This window comes from Rathayibacter sp. AY1B6, from assembly GCF_002932755.1.
In the GTDB taxonomy this organism is placed as follows: domain Bacteria; phylum Actinomycetota; class Actinomycetes; order Actinomycetales; family Microbacteriaceae; genus Rathayibacter.
In genome coordinates this window covers 63237-81612 of sequence record NZ_PSWL01000002.1, presented here as the reverse complement: position 1 = coordinate 81612, position 18376 = coordinate 63237, and the positions used below count along the sequence as shown (strand labels likewise).

Sequence of the window (18376 nt, the reverse complement as noted above, 5' to 3'; positions counted from 1 at the left end):
ACGGGTGGGGCGGGAGCCGAGCACCCGGAGCCGGTCGCTCGAATCGTTCCGCGGCTCCGTGGGCTACAACACATCCTAGGCGGGCACTATTCCGCGGGCCCGGGAGTGTGGCCCGCGTCACGGTGCTGTTGGTTCAGGGGTCCGTGAAACGACCTCTGACCAGGGGTTCACCGGAACAGAATCAGCGGCCCAGTCGGCGGAGCACCGGAGCGAGGACGGCGCGCAGCTCCGGCACCCGGAGGAACCAGAGGACCGCGAAGTAGACGAGCGCCATCACGGTGCCGATCGCCACCATCGAGAGCAGCGGCTCCACGTAGTTCGACACCGCGAAGCCGCCCGCGCGTGTCCCGCCGAGGGCGACCAGGACGCCGTAGCCGGCGGCAGCGGAGGGCACCGCGGCGAGGACGAACTGCGCGAGCCTGACGAGGATCCGCCTTCCTCCCCGGCCGCCGAGCCGGCGGCGCAGGAGGAGGGCCGCCACGAGGGCCTGCACGCAGATGCCGAGCGAGGTCGCAGCGGCGATGCCGACAGCGGTGCGGTCAGCGGGGAGGCGGAGCACGACCAGGTAGCCGGCGACCGCCACCACGACCTGCACCAGGGTGAACAGGAACGGCCGCGCTCCGTCGCTCAGGGCGTAGAACGCGCGCTGCATGATGGCGATCGAGGAGAACAGCGGCAGGGCGATCACATAGGCCATGGCGATCGCTCCGATGGCCTGCGCGTCCGCGAACGAGTCGGTGAAGACGGAGCCGAACGGCACCGCGACCACGACGATCGCGGCGGCGGCGAAGACGAGCATCATCAGCACCAGGCGGAGCGAGGTGGAGACGTCGGAGCGGAACTCCTTCATCTCCCCCCGGGCGGTGTGGCCGCTCATCTTGGTGAAGTACGCCATGGCGATCGAGATCGCGATGACCGAGTGGGGCAGCATGAAGATCAGCCACGCCTTCTGCAGCGCCGCGGCCGAGGGGCCCTCGCCGGAGGCGGTGGAGGAGACCTGGCTCTCGACGATGCCGGCGACGATGGTCAGCAGCACCGTGGCGAACGACCACAGCGACATCCGTCCGGCCGTGCCGAGGCCGACGCCCCGGAAGCGGAAGTCGGGGCGGTAGCTGAGGCCGACCCTCCGCCAGAAGAGCATCAGGAACAGCGACTGGACGACGATGCCCAGCGTCGCGCTCCCGCCGAGGAGGGTGACCATGGCCGGGGACCACGAGTCGACCGGACGGTTCCCCTCGGGATCGGCGCCGAACAGCACCATGAAGGCGATGAGCCCGGCGATCACCACGACGTTGTTGAGCACGGGCGCCCAGGTGAAGGGGCCGAACGAGCCGCGGGCGTTGAGCACCTCGCCGAGGATGGTGAAGAGGCCGTAGAAGAAGACCTGCGGCAGGCACCAGAACGCGAAGGCGACGGCCAGCCGGTACTGCTCCGGCCCGTAGCCGGGCGCATAGAGGCGCACGAGCAGGGGAGCGAGGACCGTGGCGGCGATCGTGGTCACCAGGAGCAGGCCGAGCGCCAGGGTGAGCAGGCGGTTGATGTAGCCGCGGCCGCCGTCGGCGTCGAGGCCCGCCCGCACGATCTGCGGGACGAGGACGGCGTTCAGGGCGCCGCCCGCGATGATCGAGTAGATCGTGTTGGGCAGCAGGTTCGCCGTCGTGAAGGCGTCCGCGCCCGGCGCGACAGCGGCTCCGATCGTGTTCGCCATGACGATCGACATGACGAAGCCGAGGATCCGCGAGACCATCGTGCCGGAGGCGAGGACGGCGCTCGCGCGTCCGAGGGAGAAGCTAGCCACGCGGGTCCGATCGCTGGTCGTCGAGGTCGGGCTGGACCTCGAGCACGGCGTTCGGGTCCTCCTCGTCCTCAGGGGTGTCGCCTCGACGGCGACGGCGGATGTTGCGGAGGATGCCGGCGCCGAAGACGACGACGAGCGCGATCCCGATGACCAGGGTGCCGACGGTCTCCCAGTCGGCGCGGACGCTGGTCGTCATTCCCGTCGGGGTGCCGATGGGGACGCCCTGCGCCGAGGTCAGCTGCAGGCCGAGGCTCGTCTCGCCGTTGCCGACCCGGGCCTTCACGGGGATGAGGACGCGGCCCTGCGAGCGGGCGTCGATCTCCGTGGTCTCGATCGCCTCCTCGTCGATGTCGAGGACGGCGTTGGAGGTGGAGGCCTGGATCCGCACGGCGATCGGCCAGGGGAGCTCGTTGCGGACGTACACGGGGATGCTCGAGTCGCGGGAGACCTGCAGGATGCTGCCGGTCGCGTCGATCGACACCAGCGAGAGCGTCCGGTCGGCCTCGGTCATGGCCGCGCCGACGGCGTCGCCCCAGCCGCTGCCGTCTCCGCGCCAGGTCACCGAGAGCAGCGCCAGCACGTCGTTGCGGCTCTTGCCCGACAGCAGCTCCGGCTCCTGCAGCACGGAGGAGAACGCCTCGACCTCGGAGCCGGCGTCGAGCAGGTCGCGCACCCGGTCGAGCCGCGACTCCGACTCCGGCGAGTCGACGACGCTGGCGCCCTCGGTCGCGGGGACGGCGAGGGCGGTGGAGAGGGCGACTCCGCGGGCCCAGGGCAGCGACTCGATCGCGTCGAGGGTCTCGGAGAGGCGCGCGGCGCCGATCGCGGACCCGCGGCCGAGGGTGAGCACGACGTCCGGCGCGGTCCCCTCCTCCTGCACCTCGGCGAGATCGGTGGCGATCTCGGACATGCGGGCGCGCCACTCGGTGTCGTCGGAGGCGGTGGCGGCCGCGTCGAACGCCTCGGTGAGGCGCGAGTCGGCCACGACCAGGTCCGAGTCGCCGACGGTGGCGCGCGAGGTGGTGGTCACCTTCTCCGGCAGCAGGAGCCCGGAGGAGGGGACGACCGTGCGGTTCACGCCGCTGGCCGCGTAGACACCGAGGTCCGATCCCCGGAGGGTGCCCTCGTCGGGCCACGCGACGCTGCCGAGGGTGGTGCTCCAGTCGGAGGCGAGCAGCGACTCCGTGCTCGGACGCGCCGGCAGGTCCTCGGCCGGCTGATCGGAGTCGACGGCGGCCGTCGGCGCCGGGCTCTCGGTGCCGGGGACCGCGGCGAAGCGGGTGTCGTCGATCGCGTACTCGAAGGAGGTGGGAGAGAGGAGCGTGGAGAGCCCTGCCTGCGCCTGGGCCGAGACGTCGGCGTCGGCGTACGGCAGGGCGAAGCGCTCGTTCGGCACGGACTGCAGCCGGTCGAGCCAGTCGAGGGCCGACTCCGGAGCGGCGCTGCCGAGGACGCGGATCGAGGCGAGGATGCGCGGGTCGACCCCGATCGTGACGCCCTTCCCCGCGACCGCGTCGAGCTGACGGGTGAGGGTCCCCGTGCCGTCGGTGTAGTCGGCGAGGGCCTCGGCCGAGAGCAGGCCGTCGGCCGTGTCCGGCACGGTGAGCGGGACGAGGACGCTGACGCCGGTCTCGCGCTCCGGGGCCGCCGCGTCGTCGGTCAGCTCGACGGCCGTGCGGGCGGTCGAGACGACACCGCCTGGACCGGTGACCGTGACGAGGACGGCGTGGGTGCCGAGCGCGGTGCGGTCGTTGGAGAAGGGGATCTGGTCCACCGGCACGGTGAGGCCGGCCTCGGCGGTGCTGGAGGGCAGCAGGCGCAGCTGAGCGGTCGTCCGGACCGGGTCGGTGTCGTTGTCGGCCTCGGCGTCGAGCCAGTCGTGCAGCTCCGCGCGGGTGTCGAGGGTCGCGTAGGAGAGGGCGACCGTCACGTCGGCGCTGTCGATCGCCTCCGTGGTGCCGTTGCGCACGGCGATCGAGAGCTCGAGGTCCTGGCCGGGCCGCAGGACGCCGTCGCTGCCGGCTCCCGCGGTCGTGGTGACGGTGCCGGGAGCGGGCGTCGAGGTCGCCGTCGCGACGGATCCCGGGGCCGCGAGGGCGGGGGAGGCCACGCCGGACAGGCCGAGCGCGAGGGCGGCGGCCCCTGCCGAGCGGAGCAGGAGGAGGGCCGCCCGCGAGCGGCGGGAGCGGAGGGAGGGGTCGCGCCGATGCATCGGACTCACTCGGCCTCCATGCGGGTGATTCTACGGGCAGCCCTCCTCGGGGCAGGCGGTGCGTCCGCTGTGCGCCCGGTCGGGCCGGTAACCCCCTGGCACGGTCACCGGTCGTCGAGACACCCCCCGCTACTAGGATCGTGCGAATGCACAGCGTCCAGACCGCTCTCGAGACCCTCCGCGCGCTCGCGGGGACGCCCACGGTGGCGCGGCTGGCGGAGGCGTTCGCAGCGCAGGGCCACGAGCTCGCGCTGGTCGGCGGCCCGGTCCGCGACGCCTTCCTCGGCCACGGCGTGCACGACCTCGACTTCACCACCTCCGCGCGCCCCGACGACATCGTGCGGATCGTCGCTCCGATCGCCGAGGCGCACTGGGACATAGGCCGGGCGTTCGGCACGATCGGCGCCCGCGTCGCCGGCGAGACGGTCGAGATCACGACCTACCGCAGCGACAGCTACGACGGGGTGAGCCGCAAGCCCGAGGTCGAGTTCGGCGACTCGCTCGAGGGCGACCTGGTGCGGCGCGACTTCACCGTCAACGCGATGGCGCTGCGGCTCCCGGAGGTCGTCCTCGTCGATCCCTCGGGAGGAGTGGAGGACCTGCTCGCCGGCCGGCTGCGCACCCCCTCCCCCGCCGACCTCTCCTTCGGCGACGACCCGCTCCGGATGCTCCGCGGCGCGCGCTTCACCTCGCAGCTCGGCTTCCGCACCACCGACGAGGTCGAGTGGGCGATGGCCGAGCTCGCCGGCCGGATCGACGACGTCTCGGCGGAGCGCGTGCAGGAGGAGCTGCGGAAGCTCCTCGCGACCGCCTCGCCCCGCGCCGGCCTGGAGCTGCTGGTCGACACCGGTCTGGCCGGTCGCTTCCTCCCGGAGCTGCCCGCGCTGCGCCTGGAGCAGGACGAGCACCACCACCACAAGGACGTCTACACCCACAGCCTCACCGTGCTGGAGCAGGCGATCGCGCTGGAGGAGTCGCGGCACCCCGGATCCGCGCCGGACGTCGTGCTGCGGCTCGCCGCGCTCCTGCACGACATCGGCAAGCCGGCCACGCGTCGGCTCGAGCCGGGCGGGGTGGTGAGCTTCCACCACCACGACCTGGTCGGCTCCAAGCTCGCGATCAGGCGGATGCGCGCGCTGAAGTTCGACAACCAGACCACGAAGGACGTGGCCCGCCTCATCGAGCTGCACCTGCGCTTCTTCGGGTACACCGACGGTGCGTGGACCGACTCCGCGGTGCGCCGCTACGTGACCGACGCCGGGCCCCTGCTCGAGCGGCTGCACATCCTCACCCGCGCCGACGTCACCACTCGCAACCGCCGCAAGGCCGACCGGCTCGCGCACGCCTACGACGACCTCGAAGCGCGCATCGCGGAGCTCGCCGAGAAGGAGGAGCTCGCCTCCAAGCGCCCCGACCTCGACGGCACGCGGATCATGGAGATCCTCGGCCTCGCCCCGGGCCCCGAGGTGGGACAGGCGTACCGGTTCCTGCTCGAGCTGCGGCTGGAGGAGGGTCCGCTCGGCGAGGAGGTCGCGGCGCAGCGGCTCCGCGAGTGGTGGGCGTCGCGCTGAGGCGCTGAGCCGGCACGGACTGCGCGCCTGCCTCGCCCGGCCCCGGAGTGGTGCGCCTCGAGCGGACCCGTCCGGCGCGTCGCGGCGGTCCTGTTGTAGTCTGTACAGGTTGTCCACGACCAGACGCACTCGCGTCCGCGGGAGTGGGCAGATGCTACATACCCTCCTGTCACGGAAATACCGTGGCCGTTCAGTCCGAAGGAGGTGGGTTAGTGACGCATCAGTACGAGATCATGGTCATCCTGGACCCCGAGATCGATGAGCGCACCGTCGCTCCGAGTCTCGACAAGTTCCTCAACGTCATCCGCACCGATGGTGGATCCATCGACAAGGTCGACGTCTGGGGCCGCCGTCGTCTGGCGTACGAGATCAACAAGAAGTCCGAGGGCATCTACGCCGTCGTCGACTTCACGTCGACCTCCGCCGCAGCGAACGAGCTCGACCGTCAGCTGAAGCTGTCCGAGGCCGTCATGCGCACCAAGGTGCTGCGGGCCGAAGAGGGCATCGCCCAGGTCGCGGCCGCCGCGAAGCTCGCCGACGAGAAGGCCGCCCGCAAGGCTGCCAAGGCCTCGGCCGCTCCCAAGGCGTAGCGCTCATGGCCGGCGAGACGATCATCACCGTGGTGGGGAACCTCACCGCCGACCCCGAGCTGCGCTACACGCAGGGCGGGCTCGCGGTCGCGAACTTCACCATCGCCTCCACGCCGCGCACCTTCGACCGTCAGGCGAACGACTGGAAGGACGGCGAAGCGCTGTTCCTCCGCGCCTCCGTCTGGCGCGAGTTCGCCGAGAACGTCGCGGGAACGCTGACCAAGGGCAGCCGCGTCATCGCGACGGGCCGCCTGAAGCAGCGCTCCTACGAGACGAAGGAAGGCGAGAAGCGCACCAGCATCGAGCTCGAGATCGACGAGATCGGGCCCTCGCTGCGCTACGCGACCGCGCAGGTCACGCGCGCCTCCGGTGGAGGCGGACGCGGCCAGGCCGGTGGCGGCCAGGGCAACGGCGGTCAGATCGGCGGCGGCCAGGGCGGCTTCGGCGGCGGCGGTCAGGGAGGCTCCGGCAACGCCGGCGGCAACCGTGGCGGTCAGGCCGAGGAGCCGTGGGCGCCGAGCGCTCCCGCCGGTGGCGACGTGTGGAGCACGCCGGGCAGCTACAACGACGAGACGCCGTTCTGAGCCCCGGCTCGGACACTCTCCTCACCTGAATCACGCCTCCCCCGCACCGCGATCGCTCGCGGCGGGGCAGGGGCGAACCAGAATCTAAGGAAACCACTATGGCTGGAAAGAGCAGCGGCGACCGCCGCAAGCCGATCCGCGGCAAGGGCGCGAAGAACGCGGCCCCCGCGAAGTCGGTCCGCGTGGGTGTCATCGACTACAAGGACGTCGCGACCCTCCGCAAGTTCATCTCGGAGCGCGGGAAGATCCGCGCCCGTCGTATCACCGGCGTCTCCGTTCAGGAGCAGCGCCTCATCGCCCGTGCCGTCAAGAACGCCCGCGAGATGGCGCTCCTGCCCTACGCCGGCAGCGGAAGGTAGGTAACGGTATGTCCAAGGTCATCCTGACCCACGAGGTCGACGGACTCGGCTCGGCCGGCGACGTCGTCGACGTGAAGAACGGGTTCGCCCGCAACTACCTCATCCCGCAGGGCTTCGGCGTCGCGTGGACCCGCGGCGGCGAGAAGCAGGTCGAGCAGATCAAGTCGGCGCGAGCCGCTCGTGAGCACAAGACCATCGAAGAGGCCCAGCACACCAAGCAGGTCCTCGAGGCCAACCGCGTGAAGCTGACGGTCAAGGCCGGCAAGGACGGCCGCCTGTTCGGCTCGGTGAAGACCTCCGACATCGCGGACGCGGTGGCGGCGGCCGGATTCGGCGAGCTCGACAAGCGCAAGATCGTCATCTCGAACGCGATCAAGCACGTCGGCGAGCACGAGGCCGTGGTGCGTCTGCGCGACGACATCCAGGCCACCGTGAAGCTGCAGGTGGTCGCGGCCAAGTAAGGCCGCGAGAACGCCGCGGAGGGCGGTGCGACGGGACTTCCGAGTCCCCTCGCACCGCCCTTCGTCGTTCCCGTTCTCCACAGCTCCATCCACATACACCCTCCGGCGGGACCAACCTTCACTGTGGTCTTGAGACTCTTTTCCCCACACACCTGTGGAAAGCGGGAAATGCCTGGTCAGCGATCGGAAAAAACTTGCCGATAGCCTCTGTTCCCACAGGGTTGTCCACATGTTGCCCACAGTGGGCCCGGCGTTTCCCCTCGGTTCTGCACAGCTCCCTCCACAGGGCGGTTTGCGTGCCCCGGGCGCCGGTCCGTAGGGTGGCGCAGCGCCCCGCGAGGGGTGCGGGCAGGCGCCCGTGCGCCGCTGTCGGAGGTCGCTGGTAGACCGGATCCCGGCACCGGCTCGACCGGACGCGCAGCACCCGACAGGAGGAGGCGAAGGCATGACGATCGCGCACCTGGCGGTACCCGGCTCGGACGGACGGGACGGTCGCGGAGACCGCGGCGAGTCGCGCGGGAACGAGCGGACCCCTCCGCACGACCTCCTCGCCGAGCAGTCGGCCCTCGGCGGCATGCTGCTCTCGAAGGACGCGGTCGCCGACGTCGTCGAGAGCGTCAAGGGCACCGACTTCTACATCCCCAAGCACGAGATCGTGTTCGACGCGATCCTCGCCCTCTACTCGCACGGCGAGCCGACCGACGTCATCGCGGTCACCGACGAGCTCACGAAGCAGGGCGAGCTGCAGCGGGCCGGCGGCGCCGACTACCTGCACACGCTCACGTCGATGGTCCCCACCGCGGCCAACGCGGGCTACTACGCCTCGATCGTCGCCGAGCGCGCTCTGCTGCGCCGCCTCGTCGAGGCGGGCACCCGCATCGCGCAGATGGGCTACCAGGGCGAGGGCGAGGTGCTCGACCTCGTCAACACGGCGCAGGCCGAGATCTACAACGTCACCGGCTCCGAGACGGCGGAGGACTACGTCCCGCTGACCGACGCGGTGACCGTGGCGATCGACGAGATCGAGGCGGCCGCGCACAAGGACGGCAGCTTCACCGGTGTGCCCACCGGGTTCGCCGACCTCGACGACCTGACCAACGGCTTCCACGCCGGGCAGATGATCATCGTCGCCGCGCGCCCCGCACTCGGAAAGTCGACGCTCGCGCTCGACTTCGCCCGCGCCGCGGCGATCAAGCACAACATGGCCACGATCTTCTTCTCCCTCGAGATGGGGCGCAGCGAGATCGCGATGCGCCTCCTCTCGGCCGAGGCGTCCGTACCGCTGCAGCACATGCGCAAGGGAACGGTCGATCAGCGCGACTGGACGACCATCGCCTCCACCCGCGGCCGGATCAACGACGCACCGCTCTACATCGACGACTCGCCCAACATGACCCTGGTCGAGATCCGGGCGAAGTGCCGCCGGCTCAAGCAGCGCGTCGGCCTCAAGATGGTCGTCATCGACTACCTGCAGCTGATGACCTCCGGCAAGAAGGTCGAGAGCCGCCAGCAGGAGGTCTCGGAGTTCTCGCGTGCCCTCAAGCTCCTCGCGAAGGAGCTGCAGGTGCCGGTCATCGCGCTCTCACAGCTGAACCGAGGCCCCGAGCAGCGCGCCGACAAGCTCCCCGCGATCTCCGACCTCCGCGAGTCCGGCTCGATCGAGCAGGACGCCGACATGGTGATCCTCCTGCACCGCGAGAGCGCCTACGAGAAGGACAACCCGCGGGCGGGCGAGGCCGACCTCATCGTCGCCAAGCACCGCAACGGCCCGACCCGCACGGTGACCGTGGGCTTCCACGGCCACTTCTCGCGCTTCGCCGACATTCCGGCGGTCTAGACGTGTGCTACCGACAGGGGCGAATCCCGGTCATGATCTTCCCAATTTGACCTACTCAGTGCGAGGTGCATGCAAGGGCACCGAGGCAAGACCGGACTGCGGCTGGAACCGTACTGTTCAGCATGCCGTGCAATAGCATCGATGACGGCAGACTGCTTCCGACCGCGTCCGAATACAATCGGCGTCGGATCGATCTCGGCCACTCCCCACACTTGCCGGTGAGCCAATTTCCGAAGCGCTCTCCTTGCATCGAAATTGTCGGCGCTCCTCAGCAGGAATGCCATGATCGGACACGACGCCTCACCGGAACAGCGGGTGAACGCCAGCCGCGCCGTGCTCTGAACGGATCCGAACCGGTTGTCGAGAATCCGAGATGTCGCGTCACTCGATCAATAGGTCAAGGGCGCTCCTGGCAACATCGATGAACTTCGATCGATAGCGCTCCAGTGGGTCACCGGGTTGTTCGGATACGCCCAGGGCAACCACGGAATAGACGGCACCGTCGCTCCCCACGGCAACCAGCGTGACCGCCACGACGCCCGGCGAGCTTCCGATCTTCTCCGAGAGCGTCACCAACCCGCGTTCTACAAACGGCGAAGAAGACGCGATCTCGGGTGACCGGAGGATCTGCGACATGTGCGGATCGTCGCGTCCCAGCTCCACGACCGCCCGGTGCGCACTCGCCACGTCTTCAGCGTTCGCGAACCAATCGATGTTGCGTGGCCAGAACGGCGCGCGCTCGATCCATGCCGGGTCCACTGTCAGCGGCTGACTGCTCAACTTCTCAAGAATGCCATGGCGAGCCGCGCTGGATGCCTCGTTCCAGTCGGTCGCGAGCGGCATGTCGCCGCTGAGCGTCAACTGGAACATTTTCCTCGTCGTCAAGAACGGTTCGAGGAGGTCAGGTTGGTGATGCCCGAGATCGCGCACCGCGGCCGACAACCGCTGGGCTCCGACAGCGTCCATGAGAACGTCGGCTGCTGTGTTGTCGCTGATCTGCATCATCAAACGTGAGAGCTCGAACACCGAAATTTCTGTTCCGTCCGGCTCGAGGTGCAGCCGACCGGTTGGGAGACTCTTCTTCCCATCGTCGATCATGAGCACGTCCTCCCAGGAGAGATCCCCTTCTTTGATCGCTTCCACTACAGCTGCCAGAACGTACAGCTTCATCACCGATCCAACCGGACGGAGAACGTCGTGCGCCCGCTCGTGAACCGACTCCGTGTGCGACCCGCGTGTCACCTGCATGAGCAGTGATGACGCAGGAACGAGCGCTTCGAGACGAGCCGCTGCTTCGGCAAAGGATGCAATCGATGGTGATGCAGTGGCAACCGCCGCGTTCACGACGAGCGCTCTGAGCTCTCCGTTCGCGTTCGCGGTGATCTGCAGATCGAGGAGAATGCCAAGCCGATTGCGGACGACAGCAAGAGCTCCCTCGGGTCGAAGTTCGAAGGACTTCACCGTGTATGGGCCCAGGGGCCGAAGGCTCAAATTCACCATGGTGACCAGATGCGCGGTGGACTCCGAGTCGAACGCACCCGCGTCCGATTTCGACTCGACAGCCTCAGTGGTCAAGTCCTCCTCTGCGTTCAGCCGTTCGACCGCCCACAGCATCAGATCTTGGGTCCGGAGTTCCTCAGCGGTCAGGTCTGTGCCCGCTGTCGGAACAGTTTCTGCCAGATTCAGGCTGCATCCGACCAGCACCGAGCACAGGAGGAGCGGAACGGCGAGCTTGCGCCAGTAGGCGTGATCCGTGCGGACTGCGCGCCGGACGCAACCACCCGTGCTCGGCGCCTCACGCCTTTGCCGCGGCCTGGCCGACCGGAGGAATCGCAGCATCACAACACCTCCGATCGCCGAGCGGCATCGTCGTCTCCGAGGATCGATGGAGAGTCGTCCTCGTCACTCGCAGAACCAGGCGAAGCGGAGGACGGGACGAGCTTCATCGTCGCGATCCCGACGGTTGCGATCATGATGATCCCGAAACTCCACAGCCCGATGCTGAGGATGATCCCGACGTGCAATGCGACCGCCAGAATGAACGCGATCCGTCGACCGAAGTCAATGGTCACAACGAGAATTCCGATGCAGATCTCTGCGACGATGACACCCCAGGTGATGACGGCTAAGAGGAGTGGGACTGACGTCGCCCAGTGCAGCACATCTGCGATGAGGCCGCTTGCGCCGAACATGTACCCGCGAGAGATGTAGTACTCGGCCGATCCGTTGGACCAGTCATCGACGTTGAACTTCTCAAATGCACTATTGAGATAGATCAAGGTCACCTGGAGTCGCAGGGCATAGATCCCAGCGAGTGCAACACCTCGACCGACTGGTCCGACGGGCCGGCGCTCCTTGGACCATGCCCATCTCCGATCATCCGCAGCCATGATGAAGATGATGATCACCGAGACGATCGCGGCCACAGAATCGCCGCCATCGGGCAATGAGATTCCGGTGGAGATGGAGATGGAGATCCAGGCATGAACGAACGCCATCACCCTCGGCAGGAACCCGACGAGCACGAGGCCCAGCAAAACAATCATGACGATGACCCGCACGATCGAGGGCACCTCTGGACCACCGATGCAGAAGGCGGAGATGATCCGCGCCCCAGCACAGTAAGGCGCCGGTTCGGCTCCTCCGACCGTTTGCATCAGTGCGCTGAACGGCGTGAAAACGAGGATGGAGATCTGGGCGGCCGCCAGAGCGCCGCGGCCGAGCGTGAAGGCACGCTGCCGAACCTCCAACGATTGCAAGGCGATCTGGAGCCGTAGCGCTGGCCCGGGTCGCTCGTGCATCAGCACACCGCGTCCACGGTCGTGAAGGTCTCGATGGAGTGCATGGGGAGATCGAATTCTCGGTATTCGAAGGGCGTGAACGTCTCTGTGGTCAGAATGATCGGGCCGCAAAGCGTACGGTGAGCGAGGTTCACGGTGATCTTCTGTGGCTGCAATGAACTGGCCTCGGCGAGGCAGTGTTCGCGGGTCTGGCCAGTTTCACACTCGTGCCACTGCCCGACGGCTTCGGAGAGCTGTGCGAGCTCGGGCCCCTGCGCCCGCTGCGCCCTGCTGAGGCCGAAGAGATTCTCCACCCGCCCTTGAGGTGCAAGCATCAACGACGCCATCGTCTCCGCGTCATATGCGGCGATCTCAGTCGCCTGTGGTGCGTTCGTGAAGAACCCCCACCCCTGTGGGGAGACCGTTGTGAATGCCAGCTGCAGGTTCTTGTGCACGTCCGACTCACTTGACAGGACATTGGGCGGGAGCACGAAGTACACGCTTGCCCCGATCCAAACAGCGAGCACGGCCAAGGCTGCCCCGAAGAACCAGACAGCCTTGTCCGCGATCACTCCCCTCTCCCTCGAGCGCGGAGGCAGCCTCACCTACTTGCCGAGAGCCGCAGCGAACTGGGCCGCGCGCTTCTCATGCGAGATCGGGCTCTGCTCAGTGCTCGTCCCCCAGAAATCGATGGTGTTCCAGACCCATCGCACGTTCCCCGCCGCGGCGACCGTCGCCACGGCCGCTCCGGCGACAGCAGCCACGACGACGACGAAGACGATCGATCGCGCCGAGACGAACTCCTCCTTGTCGGGCACGTTGAGCCCCATGACCTCCGCTACGCCGTAGGAGATCTCGGAGAAGTTCTCGAGAGCAACGTCGACGAGACGAGGATCACCGGACTGCAGCGGCACGGTAACGAGCTCGTTGAAGTTCGGTTCGACACCCATGAACAGGGCGTACATCTCGTCTCGTGCTTCGACGGTGACGCTATCCACTTCCGGCGCATACGGCGAGAGTGCCTTGTGGTCCTCGTAGACCGGACCCGAGCCGAGCACCAGGAAGCTGATGATGTCGTGGTCCGTGTACGACGTCATCGTCGCCGCCTCGTGCTGTGCAACAAGGCTCGCGCCGGAGGGCGCCGCAACCGCAGGCAGGTTCCCCGCGAGTACCAACGCTGCCGCACACAGCACCGAGACAGCCGACTTCATCCTGATAGCCAATGTTCCCCCAAGAGTGATGGCCTCGAGCGCCAGGGACGGGCTCGTGGACCAGTGGAGCGGAGGCGAGTTGCCAGCGCCACATCGCGAGCTGCACTTCGCAGACTCGTCGAATCAAACCAAACATGTACGGTGCTTTGTTTCTTGGCGCGAAAATTGGCGCGACGACCGACGGCGCAAACGACGACATACAACCGTGCATGTATGTTTGGTGCATGGTCTTCGGAGTGCTCGTCCTCGTGTTCGCTGCTGCTGCCGTCGTCGCAGCCGTCGAATGCGCCGCCCGAGGGCGACTCGGCCCGAACAACCTGGTCGGGATCAGAGCAGCCTCGGTCATGGCTTCCGATGAAGCCTGGCAGCGGGGCCATCAGGCAGCCCGACCCTGCGTGTGGATCGGCGCACTCTTGGCAGTCACGGGGGGCTCGCTCAGCCTCGTGGTCGACCCCACGCACTCGAACGCGTTCGTGCTCGCAGGCCTGTCGGCGTTTCTGATCTTCGTGCTGCTCGGAAGCGCGATCGCCGTGCGCGCGGCACGCCAGGTCCCCCCGCCGGGCGTCGACGACGACCGGCGAGAAACGCCCCTCCCCTAGCGTCCAGCACGATGCACTCCAGGAGAGCACCATCCCTGTCGATCCGGTGAAACCTTGGCTGATCTACGACAAGGGCTCGGTTGCCGCGGAACTCGAGATGCAGGCAAGGCGCCGGGGCATGCCGTTCCTCCTCGCGGGGCGCGACGGCGCGAGTCTCGACATGCTGGCTGACCGGTACGGCGTCGCGAGGATGCAGCTCGACCTCCGGCAGCGTGCGAGCTCCCTGACGCAACACCTCGACGGCGTCAGCGGGGTGATCAACGCAGCCGGACCATAGTCCTCCACCGCGCAGCCGCTCATGGAGGCCAGCGCGGAAGGTGGCGTCTCCTACACTGACCTGTCGAATGAGAGCCGCACACACGAGTACGCGTGGAAACGGGATGCCCATTGGCGAGAATGCGGCATCGCCGTGGTACCCGGCGCGGGGTTCGGCACGTATCTGGCCGAAGTGCTCGCCGAGCATGCGCTCCGACCGATAGACCAGCCGCAGAAGGTCAGCCTGACGAGCCTCGCGAGTGGCAGGACTTCGAAGTCACCAGGCGTCACAGCTTCGTCGCAGGCAGTTCTCGCTTCAGGAAGCCGGCGCTTCCGGTCCGGGACGCTGGTCAGGCTGAGAGGTGGAAGAGCAGTTGAGACCTCTGAGACGGGCTCTCACCTGACACTGCACACCGGCGACCTGTTCGCTCTGCGGAGGACGACGGCGGCGACCGACATCCAGGTGTTCACCGAGCTCGGGTTGCCTCGCGGCCAGCTCCTCCTGCTACTCCCGCTCCTGCGAGTGCTGTCTTCGCTGCACAGAGTTCGCCCTCTCAGGCTTCCATCACATCGGCGAACGCGGCCTCGGATGCTCACGTCGACCGCGAGCACCATCATCATCAGGCCTCGTCTCCGAGTCACCGTGGAAGGCAGCGCCGGCGATCGTGCATCGATCGTTCTGACTGCTGGGTCTGGAACAGCTTTGGCGGCTGCGATCTGCCTGGAAGTACCGGCAGCCCTCGCAGCCGAGGCACGGTCCGTGTGCATGACGCCGCTCGAGATCCTGGGATCGAATCCGGCGAGACACCTTCCAGGCGTGCATACATCACCAGACCGATCAGAAGATCCGAAGGGACGAGATGCACCACTTTGATGGGCGGCCTTCAGAGGAGATAATCGGCAAGGAGTCCGGCCGATACTTCGGTTCGGGTCATCGACACATCAGGCATACCTTCAGCCAGGTGGCCGAACACGTCGACGGTGACAGGATCCGACTTTCGGCGGTTGGGCAGGCGATCTATCCGCCCCGCTGGTCGCTGGACGCGGCAGGAAATCCCCGCGAGGTGTATCTCAGTTCTATCGATGCGATCAGCCTGGCGCTGAAGACCATCAGCCTGTGTGAGAACACGAATCGCGGAGCCTGGTGGGAAGGGCCGTTCGATGTCACAGGGTTCTCAGTCGTCGCCGGATGTGTGGCGACGACTGATGTGGGCTCTGTCCCCATCGGCATCACGACCGATCACGGCGGACCGCTCGTCAGCACCAGGTCATTGCGGGCTCGTATCGGCGGACTGAACGTCGAATTGGAGTGCGCCCCGAGCCGAGCCCGACCGGGCGCAGCCGAGGTGGCACGCGGCCTCACCCATGCGGCAGCAGGCGACTCGATCCAGATGTCGTCCCGCGTCGATCGCGTGGACCTCGTCGATGGACACCTCGAGGCGTCCCATTCCGTCACGCCATCCCAGGCAGGGTACCCAGCCGCCCCGCCCCGCCTTGACGCCGTCGATGAACTCGTCATGTTCGGTCAGTTGGCCCAAGTCCTCATATACGCCGTCAATGACACCAGCCGCTCCGCTGTACCGAACCTCTGGCTCAGGCGCGCCTCCGTCTCTCGGACGCCCGCTCCGTCCGGCGGCCAGGCTCGATTCTCCGCTCGCACGTCCGTGTGCAGGAACGCCGAGGTCGTCATCGGCGGCCGAACCCTCCGCGACGTGAGGTTGGTCTCGACATCCGAGCACGGTGCGAGCGCCAGCGCGGCGTTCGGCTACTCAGCGTGAACCCTCCCGAACGGGGACCAGACGGCAGAGACGCTGAACCATGGGCCGATAGAGTGGCTTTGGGATCAGTCGGAGGTGCGCGTGGCACAACAGGAACGCGGGATCGCCACACGAGAGGCGATTGTTCTCGGTGGGGCGAAGGTGTTTGCGCGCCTGCACTACTCGACCGCTCGCGTCGCCGACATCCTGGAAGCAGCATCCGTCACGCAGGGTGGTTTCTACTTTCATTTCCGCAGGGGCAAGATCGAGGTGGCGGAGGAGATCATCCGCCGCCAGGACCAGGGCTTCATCCTCCTCCGGGATTCGATTCTGGAGTCGGGCGACGACGGCCTCGCTTCACTGCTCACGCTGTCCCGGTCCCTCGCGAGAGCAGTGCAGCACGATCCAACGGCGCAAGCAGGCCTGCGTCTCGTCGCACAAGCCTCATCTGAATTCCCCGGCGTTGCGAAGTTGCCGGATCCAGTCTGGCTCGACGCGATAGCGTTGTTTCTCGAACAGGCACGAGCTGAAGGCAATCTTCGCGCCGAGGTCGATATCCCGACTGCCGCTCGAGCCGTCGTCTATATGTTCACCGGCGCGCAGACGAGCTCGTTCGTCTCGAACGGTTGGCGACACCTTGAGGCGAGCCTCGAGGCGACACATTGGTTCTTCATGCAAGCGCTCGCCACGCCGGAGTACCTGGCGACCACGAAGAACGCCCTCTAGTGCTTCGCCCGCAGGCATGCATGCGAAACAGCCGCACCGACATCGCCCTGACGCCTCGCTTGTTGCGGCTTCTCCGGCAGCCGGCCCGTTCGAGCAGGCCGCGCAGGGCGGCAGCTCCGACGCCGACCGCGACGCTGAGGATGGCTTCGTGGAGACTGAACCCGAAGTCTGTGCCAACCCGAGCTCGTATGGCCGCCGGGCACTTCCTGTGCGGCGAGGGGCCACCGAATGACCCCATCGCGGCCCCAGATCCGCGGAATCACGTGGGCATGTTCGGAGCGACACGGTGTGCTGGAAACTGCGGCGACACTTACGTGGGAAACCCGCTGATTCAGGGGGCCTGCGGCGACCTTTCGCGGGCGCGTTCACAGACGTGAAGGGCGCCGCTGCCGTCCCCGAGCCCGTCGACGTCCCGCTGGGCGGCGGATCGATCCGCCTGGGTCAGTTCCTCAAGTTCGCGGGGATCCTCTCGGGCGGCGAGGCCAAGGAGGCGGTGGCCGAGGGGATGGTGACCGTCAACGGCGAGGTCGATCTGCGCCGCGGGCGCCAGCTCGCCGTCGGCGACGTCATCGGGTTCGACCGGAACCGCTTCCGCGTCTGCGAGTGAGCGCGGCCCCGTTTCTGCGGCTGGGATCCGCCGAGACGCCTTCGCGCGGGTGAGACACCGCTCAGAGGGCGGTGTGTCGGCGTGTTGAGCGGCGTCTCGGCGCACACTGGCTCCTGGACATCCCGGGACGACAGGAGACGCGCGTGCAGCTCGGCATTCACTTCATGAACTTCACCCTGCCCGGAGGGAGCGCGCAGATCGCGCCGATCCTCGGGGCGACGGCGCGGACGGCCGAGGACGTCGGGTGCGCCTGGTTCACCCTGATGGACCACTACTTCCAGATGGAGCACTTCGCGACCAGCGAGGATCCGATGCTCGAGGGCTACACCTCGCTCGGCTTCGTCGCCGGGCGGACGGAGAAGATGCGGCTCGGGCTGCTCGTCACCGGCGTGACCTACCGCCACCCGGGACTCCTCGCGAAGATCGTCACCACCCTCGACGTGCTCTCCGGCGGACGCGCGATGCTCGGCATCGGCGCCGCCTGGTACGAGCGCGAGCACCTCGGGCTCGGCGTGCCGTACCCGCCGCTGAAGGAGCGGTTCGAGCGGCTGGAGGAGACGCTGCGGATCTGCCGTCAGATGTGGAGCGACGACGACGGGCCGTTCGAGGGGACGCACTACCGGCTCGCCGAGACGCTGAACCACCCGGCTCCGATCCAGCAGCCCGGCCCGCCGATCCTCGTCGGCGGCGGGGGCGAGAAGAAGACGCTGCGGCTGGTCGCGCAGTACGGCGACGCCTGCAACCTGTTCGGCACCGGCGCGGACGACGTGGCGCACAAGCTGGACGTGCTCAAGCGGCACTGCGACGACCTCGGGCGCGACTACGCGACGATCACGAAGACCATCACGGGGGGCGGCGATCCGATCGGCGACCCCGACGGCTTCGTCCGCGCGATGGAGGAGTACGCGGCGCTGGGGATCGACCACGTGCAGCTGGCGCCGGCCGGGCCGGATCCGGAGGGGTACGTCGCCCGGCTGGGCGAGGGCGTGATCGAGCGGGTGGCGGCTCTCGGCTGAGCAGTGCCGGACG

18 protein-coding genes are annotated in these 18376 nt (G+C 67.8%); 12 read left to right on the top strand and 6 right to left on the bottom strand.

Annotated features, from left to right (window positions below; translation table 11 throughout):
• Positions 1–181: 181 nt before the first annotated feature.
• The gene (murJ, locus tag C5D08_RS01335) at positions 182–1798 is read right to left on the bottom strand and encodes a murein biosynthesis integral membrane protein MurJ (RefSeq protein WP_258067184.1); all 1617 of its coding nucleotides are present in this window, start codon (positions 1796–1798) and stop codon (positions 182–184) included.
• On the bottom strand, positions 1791–4010 hold the full coding sequence (locus C5D08_RS01330) for a DUF6049 family protein (protein WP_104275474.1): 2220 nt from the start codon (positions 4008–4010) through the stop codon (positions 1791–1793). Before C5D08_RS01330 ends, murJ begins: the two co-directional genes overlap by 8 nt.
• Before the next feature lie 146 nt (positions 4011–4156).
• Between C5D08_RS01330 and C5D08_RS01325 the strand changes: the two genes are divergently transcribed.
• The 6 genes from C5D08_RS01325 (at position 4157) to dnaB (ending at position 9412) form a co-directional block, all read left to right on the top strand.
• On the top strand, positions 4157–5581 hold the full coding sequence (locus C5D08_RS01325) for a CCA tRNA nucleotidyltransferase (protein WP_104275473.1): 1425 nt from the start codon (positions 4157–4159) through the stop codon (positions 5579–5581).
• A 212-nt stretch (positions 5582–5793) separates the two neighbouring features.
• Complete coding sequence (rpsF, locus tag C5D08_RS01320; protein WP_068207796.1) at positions 5794–6171, top strand: 30S ribosomal protein S6; 378 nt, start codon at positions 5794–5796, stop codon at positions 6169–6171.
• 5 nt (positions 6172–6176) lie between these two features.
• Positions 6177–6755 carry a single-stranded DNA-binding protein gene (locus C5D08_RS01315; protein WP_104222691.1) on the top strand — a complete coding sequence of 193 codons (579 nt, stop codon included), beginning with the start codon at positions 6177–6179 and terminating at the stop codon, positions 6753–6755.
• Between the two features lie 98 nt (positions 6756–6853).
• Positions 6854–7114, top strand: coding sequence for a 30S ribosomal protein S18 (rpsR, locus tag C5D08_RS01310; RefSeq protein ID WP_055784551.1), 261 nt, complete (start codon positions 6854–6856; stop codon positions 7112–7114).
• An 8-nt stretch (positions 7115–7122) separates the two neighbouring features.
• Positions 7123–7575 carry a 50S ribosomal protein L9 gene (rplI, locus tag C5D08_RS01305; RefSeq protein ID WP_104275472.1) on the top strand — a complete coding sequence of 151 codons (453 nt, stop codon included), beginning with the start codon at positions 7123–7125 and terminating at the stop codon, positions 7573–7575.
• Positions 7576–8020: 445 nt separating this feature from the next.
• A complete protein-coding gene (dnaB, locus tag C5D08_RS01300; protein WP_104225797.1) occupies positions 8021–9412 on the top strand; it encodes a replicative DNA helicase in 1392 nt (463 codons plus the stop codon).
• 381 nt (positions 9413–9793) lie between these two features.
• Here dnaB and C5D08_RS01295 read toward each other — a convergent pair whose 3' ends face one another.
• Genes C5D08_RS01295 through C5D08_RS01280 form a run of 4 tightly spaced genes read right to left on the bottom strand, consistent with a single transcriptional unit; the run spans position 9794 to position 13403 of the window.
• Positions 9794–11251 (bottom strand): serine hydrolase, encoded by a 1458-nt coding sequence (locus tag C5D08_RS01295; protein ID WP_146086125.1) that lies wholly within the window; start codon positions 11249–11251, stop codon positions 9794–9796.
• Positions 11251–12213, bottom strand: a complete 963-nt coding sequence (locus C5D08_RS01290; protein WP_258067212.1) for a sporulation-delaying protein SdpB family protein — start codon at positions 12211–12213, stop codon at positions 11251–11253. Before C5D08_RS01290 ends, C5D08_RS01295 begins: the two co-directional genes overlap by 1 nt.
• The gene (locus tag C5D08_RS01285; protein ID WP_181065488.1) at positions 12213–12764 is read right to left on the bottom strand and encodes an SdpA family antimicrobial peptide system protein; all 552 of its coding nucleotides are present in this window, start codon (positions 12762–12764) and stop codon (positions 12213–12215) included. The genes C5D08_RS01290 and C5D08_RS01285 overlap by 1 nt, the downstream gene beginning before the upstream one ends.
• A 33-nt stretch (positions 12765–12797) precedes the next feature.
• A complete protein-coding gene (locus tag C5D08_RS01280; protein ID WP_146086124.1) occupies positions 12798–13403 on the bottom strand; it encodes a hypothetical protein in 606 nt (201 codons plus the stop codon).
• A 224-nt stretch (positions 13404–13627) separates the two neighbouring features.
• Here C5D08_RS01280 and C5D08_RS01275 point away from each other — a divergent pair, with 224 nt between their 5' ends.
• The 6 genes from C5D08_RS01275 to C5D08_RS01250 all read left to right on the top strand — a co-directional run bounded on the left by C5D08_RS01275 (position 13628) and on the right by C5D08_RS01250 (position 18363).
• Positions 13628–14002 (top strand): SdpI family protein, encoded by a 375-nt coding sequence (locus C5D08_RS01275; protein ID WP_181110221.1) that lies wholly within the window; start codon positions 13628–13630, stop codon positions 14000–14002.
• Between the two features lie 46 nt (positions 14003–14048).
• Positions 14049–14279 carry a hypothetical protein gene (locus tag C5D08_RS01270; protein ID WP_104275467.1) on the top strand — a complete coding sequence of 77 codons (231 nt, stop codon included), beginning with the start codon at positions 14049–14051 and terminating at the stop codon, positions 14277–14279.
• Positions 14280–15219: 940 nt separating this feature from the next.
• A complete protein-coding gene (locus C5D08_RS01265; protein ID WP_374953956.1) occupies positions 15220–16035 on the top strand; it encodes a hypothetical protein in 816 nt (271 codons plus the stop codon).
• Positions 16036–16116: 81 nt separating this feature from the next.
• Complete coding sequence (locus C5D08_RS01260) at positions 16117–16740, top strand: TetR family transcriptional regulator (RefSeq protein ID WP_181110219.1); 624 nt, start codon at positions 16117–16119, stop codon at positions 16738–16740.
• Positions 16741–17113: 373 nt separating this feature from the next.
• Positions 17114–17347: an RNA-binding S4 domain-containing protein gene (locus tag C5D08_RS01255; RefSeq protein ID WP_104275464.1), complete on the top strand. Its 234-nt coding sequence runs from the start codon at positions 17114–17116 to the stop codon at positions 17345–17347.
• A 143-nt stretch (positions 17348–17490) separates the two neighbouring features.
• Positions 17491–18363 (top strand): LLM class F420-dependent oxidoreductase, encoded by an 873-nt coding sequence (locus tag C5D08_RS01250; RefSeq protein ID WP_181110217.1) that lies wholly within the window; start codon positions 17491–17493, stop codon positions 18361–18363.
• Positions 18364–18376 lie beyond the last annotated feature (13 nt).